9 protein-coding genes and 2 pseudogenes are annotated in these 8562 nt (G+C 59.0%); 3 read left to right on the forward strand and 8 right to left on the reverse strand.

Annotated elements, in window-relative coordinates; translation table 11 throughout:
• The 8 genes and pseudogenes from GIW28_RS30110 to GIW28_RS30145 form a co-directional block, all read right to left on the reverse strand.
• A pseudogene (locus GIW28_RS30110) lies at window positions 1-105 on the reverse strand (phage tail protein I); the annotation flags it as partial.
• Complete coding sequence (locus GIW28_RS30115; protein ID WP_236447587.1) at window positions 102-1097, reverse strand: baseplate J/gp47 family protein; 996 nt, start codon at window positions 1095-1097, stop codon at window positions 102-104. The gene GIW28_RS30115 and the pseudogene GIW28_RS30110, both read right to left, overlap by 4 nt.
• Window positions 1094-1426 (reverse strand): phage baseplate protein, encoded by a 333-nt coding sequence (locus tag GIW28_RS30120; protein WP_236447588.1) that lies wholly within the window; start codon window positions 1424-1426, stop codon window positions 1094-1096. The genes GIW28_RS30115 and GIW28_RS30120 overlap by 4 nt, the downstream gene beginning before the upstream one ends.
• Window positions 1427-1435: 9 nt before the next feature.
• The gene (locus GIW28_RS30125) at window positions 1436-2047 is read right to left on the reverse strand and encodes a phage baseplate assembly protein V (protein WP_236447589.1); all 612 of its coding nucleotides are present in this window, start codon (window positions 2045-2047) and stop codon (window positions 1436-1438) included.
• Between the two features lie 3 nt (window positions 2048-2050).
• On the reverse strand, window positions 2051-2566 hold the full coding sequence (locus GIW28_RS30130) for a hypothetical protein (protein ID WP_236447590.1): 516 nt from the start codon (window positions 2564-2566) through the stop codon (window positions 2051-2053).
• Window positions 2567-2589: 23 nt separating this feature from the next.
• Window positions 2590-2928 (reverse strand): phage holin family protein, encoded by a 339-nt coding sequence (locus tag GIW28_RS30135; protein WP_053254660.1) that lies wholly within the window; start codon window positions 2926-2928, stop codon window positions 2590-2592.
• A 285-nt stretch (window positions 2929-3213) separates the two neighbouring features.
• A complete protein-coding gene (locus tag GIW28_RS30140) occupies window positions 3214-3372 on the reverse strand; it encodes a hypothetical protein (protein ID WP_017137056.1) in 159 nt (52 codons plus the stop codon).
• 149 nt (window positions 3373-3521) lie between these two features.
• Window positions 3522-4256, reverse strand: coding sequence for a LexA family transcriptional regulator (locus GIW28_RS30145; protein ID WP_082463551.1), 735 nt, complete (start codon window positions 4254-4256; stop codon window positions 3522-3524).
• A 188-nt stretch (window positions 4257-4444) separates the two neighbouring features.
• On the opposite strand from GIW28_RS30145, the pseudogene GIW28_RS30925 reads away from it, so the two are divergent.
• The 3 genes and pseudogenes from GIW28_RS30925 to mutS all read left to right on the forward strand — a co-directional run.
• Window positions 4445-4919, forward strand: a pseudogene (locus GIW28_RS30925) (zeta toxin family protein).
• On the forward strand, window positions 4919-5086 hold the full coding sequence (locus tag GIW28_RS30155; protein ID WP_167422741.1) for a hypothetical protein: 168 nt from the start codon (window positions 4919-4921) through the stop codon (window positions 5084-5086). Before GIW28_RS30925 ends, GIW28_RS30155 begins: the two are co-directional and overlap by 1 nt.
• A 965-nt stretch (window positions 5087-6051) precedes the next feature.
• Window positions 6052-8562, forward strand: a 2511-nt coding sequence (gene mutS / locus GIW28_RS30160; protein ID WP_236490481.1) for a DNA mismatch repair protein MutS, incomplete at its 3' end; no start/stop codon positions are given.

Here is an 8562-nt window from a genome sequence, read left to right on the forward strand (position 1 = left end):
GAACGGTGGGGTTACTCGCTCGAGTAACTGACCGAAGCCTTGGTCCAACGCTTTTTCCAAGGGCGAACTGTTGGCGGGGAGCAGGCTCGGTATGCGCTCACTCATAGCGTGCGTACCTGTACTTCAACCCCGGTGCAATAAGGCGCCTGAAAGGCCGTCGCAATAATCGGTGCCAAGGGTTCAAGGATCTGTAACTGCGCCGCCCCGGCGCTGTGAATCGCATAGTCAATCCAACTCGGATCCACCCGCCCCTCCAGCCGATGACAAGACTCTGCATAGTCCTGTAGCAGTTTCTGCGCGGCAACTTGCGTGAGCCCCGAATCCGGGCCGGCATTGATCTTCGCAACCACACGGATTTTATAAGGCAGGATCTGCGCACCTTGCACGCTAACCAGATCGGTCTCCGGCCGCACATCCGGCCGTGCGAAATGGCGACGAACCCCGTCAAGCAAATCGGCGGACGGCGTGCCGTCGCTCTCACGAGCAAGCACCGTGACCATCACTTCACCGGGCGCTGTTCGACGAGCGTTGCCGTCCTTGACCTGCGCGGCATAACCGTCGGGATCAAAGGTGTAGCTGACCGTCACCACGCCCGGCGTCGCGCTTTGCACCTTCACCGACGGCCGTTCACCCAGGGTAAAAACCTCTCGCCGATACTGCATCCGCGAGCCGGCTGCCGGTGCATGGGGCGCCAGGTAATAACGCAAGCGAGCGTCGTCGTCACTCTCCAACGTCGGCGGCACCGGCGGAAACGCCGCCGGGTCGCCTGGATCGAGCACTTGGCGTTCCAGGCCCATGTCCGCCAGGCGCGCATCCAGGTTGCTGCCGGTGGCCCACCACGCCAGCATCTGCTTGATACGGGCATTGTATTTGCGTTCGTGGGTTTGCAGCCTTACACAGAAGGCTTCCAGGGCCAGGGTCAGCAACTCGCTTTCGTTGTCGAGGCTGACCTTGAGTTTGGCCGCGTTTTGCGGTGCTCGGGTGGCGACGTAGTCCACAACAAACGCCTTGAATTCGGCCAACAACGGCTCGAACTCATCCACCGCAATGATGGCCGGTTCTGCCAGTTGGTTCTGGCCGGGGATCAGCATGCTCATGTCACGACCTCGAAGGTTTGTTGGCGGTTTTTCCAGGTGCCGGCGAAGCGCAACAGCAGGCCGGCGCCTTGGCGGGTGGCGACGATGACCAGGGGTTGGAAATCGCCGATGCCGTTGTGGGTGTTGTAGAACGCCTGCGCGGCGTGGCTTTGGGCGAGTATCAGCAGGTCGTCGCCGAGATTCTGGCCGAGCAGTTGCGGGATCAGCGAGCCATATAGCGGGCGTTTCTGCCGAGTGCCCACGGGGGTGGTCAGCGCTCGGGTGGCGCGCTGCACGAACTGCAGCCAGTCATCGACGGCTGCCCCGGTGTTTCGATCGATGCCGAGCATGGGATGTCCTTATCGGGGGCTGATGACGTGGCCTAGATGGTCCACCAGCGGGCCGCTGAAGTGCGCGCCGCCAGCGTCCAGTACCAGGCTGGTGCCGCCGATTTGCAGGGTGATGTTCTGGGCGCTCATGACCAAGCTGGCGGCGCCGACTTTGACGTCTACCTGTTCGCGCGAACCGCTGAACGTGGTGGGGCCGTTGACCCAATTGAAAATGTGGCTGGCATCGTCATAGTCGCTTTGGGTGCCGTCCTGGTGGCGTCGTCGGGTCAATGTGGCAACACTGGAGACGGGCGGAAACTGACGACTGTTGAGGCCGAACAAAGCCACAGACTGCCCACCGCCTTCGCCGCCGCCGTAGTTGAGCAACAGGCATTGTTCACCCACGGACGGGATACGCGTTTCGGTTTGTGCGCCTGCGCTGGGGTTGAAAAAGCGGATCGCCGGGGTGAGCAAATCACCGTGGCTGACCTTGCAGGTGTTGCTGGCGGCGTCGACCGACTGACACGTGCCGATCCGGCAAAAACTCTCGGCGCGTCGATACAGGTCTTCAAGTTGGGTTTCCATCTCTGCCAGGCGCTCGACAATCGGCCCCAGCTGCATGCGTAACAGCGCGTCGAACATGGGCTACTCCGCCAATGGTTTGTATTGGTCGGGATCGTCGATGTTCGACACTTCCCAGGTGCGGGCAAACAGCGGCTGGCCGGTAGGATCTGTGAGTAATACCGGCCCGATGTAGACGGTCTGGGTGAAGGAGACAGTCCAAGTGTCGTAGTCCGTTTCTGCTGTTGTTGCAGCAACCGGAGCGGCGACGATATTTATCGGCAAATCACACTGGGCCAACGGTAGGCCCCAACGGTTATCCAGCACCTGGTCCATAAGCTGACTGGCCAGGTCGCAGGCATCAAACGGCAGCGCACCCGGCGCCACCATGGCCCGGAGCGAAATCGTCAGGGCGTGAGCCTTGCGCCCTTCGCGAGAGCGAATGCCTGGGCCATTGCCTTCGACCGTGATCAACACGCCGGTTTTATCCAAGGCGCCCTGAAAATCCTGGTGATTGCCGACCTTCAAGTTCGGGAAGGCCGCGTGCAGCGCCGCGCCGATGGCAAGGGGCAGTTGGGAGGGTTTTTCGATAAGGGTCATATTAAGTAGCGTCCTTGCAACGGTTATTGCGGGTCTTGGCCGGAGCCTTGGTTGACCCCGATGCGCTTGGCCGCCCAGCGTTCATAAAGGCCAATGGCGACATCGGCACCGGCCATCGCGGTGAGGCAACCAATAGCGCCGGCGGTCCAGATCGACATGCCGGCGGCGTAGCACAGCATCAGGGCTGAAACCCCGCAGACCATGCACGCGCCGGAGCGCAGGGCCAGGCGGCGGATCAGCGACCAACCACGTGCGCCCTCCTTGTCGGCGCGCCACATTTCGCCGGATACACCGCCGATCACTGCCAATACGATGACCAGCCAGATAGGCATTTCCGCTAACGCTTGCTGTTCATTTGTCATGTCACGCCTCCTGGCTGAGCACTCAATAGTCCATTTTTCATTTACACATGCTTCGATAGGTCGGCATTCCAAAAAGCCCGGTCGCCCGGGCTTTTCAGTAATGATGTCCTCGAACGTTCGGCGCTACTGGCGCGGTACGGTTCTTTCCTCAATGTTTTTCCGACCACGATCCCTGTCTGCCGGATAACTGCTTCTGGTGCTTTACGCTGCACACCCGGGTCAGTTGCCAACCCTCTGAACCGTTAAGGCCGATTCATCGCTGCCTGTTGTTTTAAAGCGGTGTAACTAAAGAGCGTCGGCATCCTTGCCGGTGTTGCCTGGCATCCCTGCCATCGCTTCGATGGCGTCCTTGCCGATGTTGCGTGCCTTCCTTGTCACTTTCCTTGGCAGCATCCTTGCCGCCTCCACCACCTTGTTGGCTGGCTTGAGATGGAGAATATGCATGTATGCATATACAGTCAATGCACAAATGCATTTATTTTTGCTATCGGAATGCACCAGCGCATTTCTAACCTTATGGGCCAGGGGTTTACCGGTTTTCTACGGTCGAAAAAAAGCCCGCACATGGGCGGGCTTTGTCTTACGCAAGGAGGTTAACGGGCGTACATGCCCCACCAGAACACATGGCCGAGGATGCTGATTTGCTCATCCTGGATATCCTGGAAGCTGTAGTCCTCGTCAGGGTGCTCATCGCGATTGAAACTGCGCAGGCGAATCCCGGAAGGCAGGCGGTAGAGCTGTTTCACCCGTAACTGGCCATTGTGATTGATGGCATACAAGTCGCCATCGACGATGTCGCCAATACCACTCTTGCCCGCATTCACCCCGACCGTCGCGCCATCGCGCAGCACCGGCAACATACTGTTGCCGCGCACTGTCACGCATTTGGCCTGGTCGAACTGCACACCGTTGTGGCGAAGGCTGCGCTTGCCGAACCGCAGGCTGGCCTTCTCGCTTTCCTCGATGACGAATCTTCCTGATCCAGCAGCCAATTCAACCTCGCGCAAAAAGGGGATCGACACCTCGTCATCATTAACGGGCGTGTCGTCGTCCCACAGGCTTATGTCCTTGAGTTCCGAATGCATCGGGTCGCGCCCGTCATCGCGCCCAGCGCCCAACGCCGCGCGCCCGCGCAGGTGGTCGGTGCTGACGCGAAAGTACTCGGCGATGCGCGAGATGTGCTTGTCCGACGGATCAACGATCTTGCCGCTGAGGATCCGCGAGAGTGTGGATTGAGGCACGCCGGTACGCCGGTGAAGCTCCGTGGGGGAGATCCGGTCGCGGTCCAGCAGCTCTCTTAAGACGGTTGAAACGTTGCGTTTTTGCATAACGGCGATAGTGCCGGGAGTTTTTGGGGTTGGCAAATGCTAAATTGCATATTTATGCAGAACAAGGATGTGTTAAGTGAAGTTTCGGCCCGTAGCGATGTTTTAACCGAGTGATAGTCTTTGACACACCGCTGGAGCAGATGGGGATGCTTTTGATGGAACACACCGCATTTCACGACACCGACAGGATGACACCCGCAGAAATCGAGATTTCAGAAGAAGCACTGCGTTTTGCGCGCTCAAATAAAAAGTCAATTGCCAGACGCCTGACAGACAAAGCGATCTATCCGTCGGAGGAGTCGCCAGTTTCCGTCTTCATGGCAGGATCGCCCGGCGCAGGAAAAACAGAGGCATCGATTGCTCTTGTAAATCTATTCGCCGACACTCCAATTCTGCGAATCGACCCTGATGAACTTCGCAACGAATTTGCCGCTTACAAGGGGCCAAATTCGTCGAGCAGTACTTTGCAGCGCGTGACGTAGTGAATGCCCTTAAGCTCTAGAGTATCGAGGCGACGTTCATGTGGATTTGCTCATCAAGCACATCGACAACTCTGGACGGCTTTACAAAGCAGGCGTGGATAAGATTGACTACCATATCCCTGAGCAGCATACGCGGGCCGATCTAGAGGCCAGGCTCGGGCCACCATCAGGAGCGCATTGATGATTTCGATCAAGCTGGGCTTGTCCAAAGGCGCAAAAAGCTCTTTTGCCGACTTTATTCGTGACGCAAAATCCGATCAGAAAAAGCGCGTTTACAGCGAAGTTCTGACCGAGGCTACCAAGCAGCAGAATCTCGTGATGATGAAAGCAGAGGCGAAAAGAGCCTGATTGCTTCCCAAGCCGCTTTCTGGAGCCCGGCACTGTGCCGGGCTTTTTATTGGGCCAACTTATTAGTTGGCCCTAGGAGGCACGTTCATTATCCATGCCCCAATGTGCTTTTCGACAGCAGCATAGCGACATCTCCATTTCCCCAGTTGCACCCACCACACTACCCTCCCCTCCGCCGCTGCCAATTCAGCGACCGGGCCTGATAACCCGGCAAGATGCAGGCGCTAAAAGCGCCACGCATTCGTTCAAACTACGAACGTGGTAGCTCTCAACCGATATGGGAGTTTTACCGATGATTGTTACAAATCCGTCTGCGTTAACTACCCTCGGCGTCACCCCCCTTCTCCTTCCATTCCGACCAACCTTCAGTAAGGGGCGGATGAAAAACCGGTGCGGCGCCTGATTGCTATCACTCAAGAGATAGCACAAGCACCACTAACCTGTGGCGAGGGAGCTTGCTCCCGCTGGGCTGCGAAGCGGCCCTGAAAATGGGACTGCTGCGCAGTCCAACGGGAGCAAGCTCCCTCGCCACAGGTTTGGTGTTCCTTCTTGGGCGTTCATTCTTAACTCGTGAAGGTATTGGATTCGCCCGGCAACCTTCAGTAAGGGGCGAATGAAAAACGGACGCGGCGCCTGATTCCGATCAGTTAAGCGATAGCACAAGCACCGCTAACCCGTGGCGAGGGAGCTTGCTCCCGCTGGGCTGCGAAGCGGCCCCTGCTCTTTGCTTCAAGAGCATGGGACTGCTGCGCAGTCCAACGGGAGCAAGCTCCCTCGCCACGGGTTCGGTGTTCATTCTTGAGAGTGATGGCCATTGGGCGCTGCGCCATTTTTGGCTTTTACCTGGCTGTTTGTGACCTGCGAACCCTCGACCTCGCGTGTTAACCTTGCCGCCATCGCAAAATTAGCAGGGCCAAGCGCCCCACCTTTGCCCCACTCCTTTCAACGAATTTGCTAACTATCTGATGAGTAAAAACACCTCCGATCTGTCTTCCCACACCCCGATGATGCAGCAGTACTGGCGCCTGAAAAACCAGCACCCTGATCAGTTGATGTTCTATCGCATGGGCGATTTCTACGAGATCTTCTACGAAGACGCGAAGAAGGCCGCCAAGCTGCTGGACATCACCCTGACCGCGCGCGGGCAGTCGGCGGGGCAGTCGATTCCGATGTGTGGGATTCCTTACCATTCGTTGGAAGGTTATCTGGTCAAGCTGGTGAAGCTGGGTGAGTCGGTGGTGATCTGTGAGCAGATCGGCGACCCGGCGACCAGCAAAGGGCCGGTGGAACGTCAGGTGGTGCGCATTATCACGCCGGGCACGGTGAGTGATGAGGCGCTGCTGGATGAGCGTCGTGACAACCTGATCGCAGCGGTGTTGGGCGATGAGCGTTTGTTTGGCCTGTCGGTGCTGGATATCACCAGCGGCAACTTCAGCGTGCTGGAGATCAAGGGCTGGGAGAACCTGCTGGCGGAGCTTGAGCGCATCAATCCGGTGGAGTTGTTGATTCCGGATGATTGGCCCAAGGATCTCCCGGCGGAAAAGCGTCGTGGGACCAAGCGTCGTGCGCCGTGGGACTTTGAGCGCGACACGGCGCTGAAAAGTCTGTGCCAGCAGTTCTCGGTGCAGGACCTTAAAGGCTTCGGCTGCGAGACCCTGACCCTGGCCATCGGCGCTGCCGGTTGCTTGCTCAGCTACGCGAAAGAAACCCAGCGCACCGCCCTGCCGCATTTGCGCAGCCTGCGCCATGAGCGCCTGGATGACACCGTGGTGCTCGATGGCGCCAGCCGTCGCAACCTCGAGCTGGACACCAACCTGGCCGGTGGTCGCGATAATACGCTGCAATCAGTGGTCGACCGTTGCCAGACGGCCATGGGCAGCCGCTTGCTGACCCGCTGGTTGAACCGTCCGCTGCGCGACCTGACCGTGCTGCAAGCGCGCCAGACATCGATTACTTGCCTGCTGGATCGCTATCGTTTTGAAAACCTGCAGCCGCAGCTCAAGGAAATCGGCGATATCGAGCGCATCCTGGCGCGAATTGGCCTGCGCAATGCGCGGCCACGTGACCTGGCGCGCCTGCGCGATGCCTTGAGCGCGCTGCCGCAGCTGCAAGTGGCGATGACCGAGCTGGACACGCCGCACCTGCAACAACTCGCCGTAACGGCCGGCACTTACCCGGACCTCGCGGCGCTGCTGGAAAAAGCCATTATCGACAACCCGCCGGCGATTATCCGTGACGGCGGCGTGCTTAAAACCGGTTACGACAGCGAGCTGGACGAGCTGCAATCGCTGAGCGAAAACGCCGGGCAGTTCCTGATTGACCTGGAAGCCCGCGAAAAAGCCCGTACCGGCCTGGCCAACTTGAAGGTTGGCTACAACCGCGTGCACGGCTACTTTATTGAGTTGCCGAGCAAACAGGCCGAGTCGGCGCCGATTGACTATCAGCGTCGCCAAACCCTTAAGGGCGCCGAGCGTTTCATTACGCCGGAGCTCAAAGAGTTTGAAGACAAGGCACTGTCGGCCAAGAGCCGTGCCCTGGCGCGCGAAAAGATGCTGTATGAAGCGTTGCTCGAAGATTTGATCAGCCGCCTGGCGCCGCTGCAAGACACCGCCGCCGCCCTGGCGGAACTGGATGTGCTGAGCAACCTGGCCGAACGTGCGCTGAACCTTGACCTGAACTGCCCGCGTTTTGTCAGCGAGCCGTGCATGCGTATCATGCAGGGCCGCCACCCGGTGGTGGAGCAGGTGTTGACCACGCCGTTCGTGGCCAACGACCTGTCGCTGGATGACGACACGCGCATGCTGGTGATCACAGGTCCCAACATGGGTGGTAAATCCACCTACATGCGCCAGACCGCATTGATCGTATTGCTGGCGCATATCGGCAGCTTTGTGCCGGCGGCCAGTTGCGAGTTGTCGCTGGTAGACCGCATTTTCACCCGGATCGGTTCCAGTGATGACCTGGCTGGTGGGCGTTCGACCTTTATGGTGGAAATGAGCGAAACCGCCAACATCCTGCACAACGCCACCGAACGCAGTTTGGTGCTGATGGACGAAGTGGGGCGCGGCACCAGCACCTTCGATGGTCTGTCGCTGGCGTGGGCGGCAGCCGAGCGTTTGGCGCATTTGCGCGCCTATACGCTGTTCGCCACGCACTATTTCGAGCTGACGGTGTTGCCGGAAAGCGAGCCGCTGGTGGCCAACGTGCATCTCAATGCCACTGAGCACAACGAGCGCATCGTGTTCCTGCACCACGTGCTGCCGGGGCCGGCGAGCCAGAGTTACGGTTTGGCCGTGGCGCAGTTGGCGGGGGTTCCTGCGCAAGTCATCACCCGTGCCCGCGAACACTTGAGCCGCCTGGAAGAAACCGCCCTGCCCCACGAGATTCCTGTGGCAAGCCCGGCCAAAACCAGCGCAAAACCCAGCGCGCCGCACCAGAGTGATATGTTCGCCAGCCTGCCCCATCCAGTGCTGGAT

The organism is Pseudomonas sp. PA-5-4B, assembly GCF_021606215.1.
GTDB classification, from domain to species: domain Bacteria; phylum Pseudomonadota; class Gammaproteobacteria; order Pseudomonadales; family Pseudomonadaceae; genus Aquipseudomonas; species Aquipseudomonas edaphica.

What these genes read in the sequence shown, in the direction of transcription:
- GIW28_RS30115 (WP_236447587.1), bottom strand. Translation starts at nt 1,097, where the DNA reads ATGAGCATGCTGATCCCCGGCCAGAACCAACTGGCAGAACCGGCCATC.
- GIW28_RS30120 (WP_236447588.1), bottom strand. Translation starts at nt 1,426, where the DNA reads ATGCTCGGCATCGATCGAAACACCGGGGCAGCCGTCGATGACTGGCTG.
- GIW28_RS30125 (WP_236447589.1), bottom strand. Translation starts at nt 2,047, where the DNA reads ATGTTCGACGCGCTGTTACGCATGCAGCTGGGGCCGATTGTCGAGCGC.
- GIW28_RS30130 (WP_236447590.1), bottom strand. Translation starts at nt 2,566, where the DNA reads ATGACCCTTATCGAAAAACCCTCCCAACTGCCCCTTGCCATCGGCGCG.
- GIW28_RS30135 (WP_053254660.1), bottom strand. Translation starts at nt 2,928, where the DNA reads ATGACAAATGAACAGCAAGCGTTAGCGGAAATGCCTATCTGGCTGGTC.
- GIW28_RS30140 (WP_017137056.1), bottom strand. Translation starts at nt 3,372, where the DNA reads ATGCATATTCTCCATCTCAAGCCAGCCAACAAGGTGGTGGAGGCGGCA.
- GIW28_RS30145 (WP_082463551.1), bottom strand. Translation starts at nt 4,256, where the DNA reads ATGCAAAAACGCAACGTTTCAACCGTCTTAAGAGAGCTGCTGGACCGC.
- GIW28_RS30155 (WP_167422741.1), top strand. Translation starts at nt 4,919, where the DNA reads ATGATTTCGATCAAGCTGGGCTTGTCCAAAGGCGCAAAAAGCTCTTTT.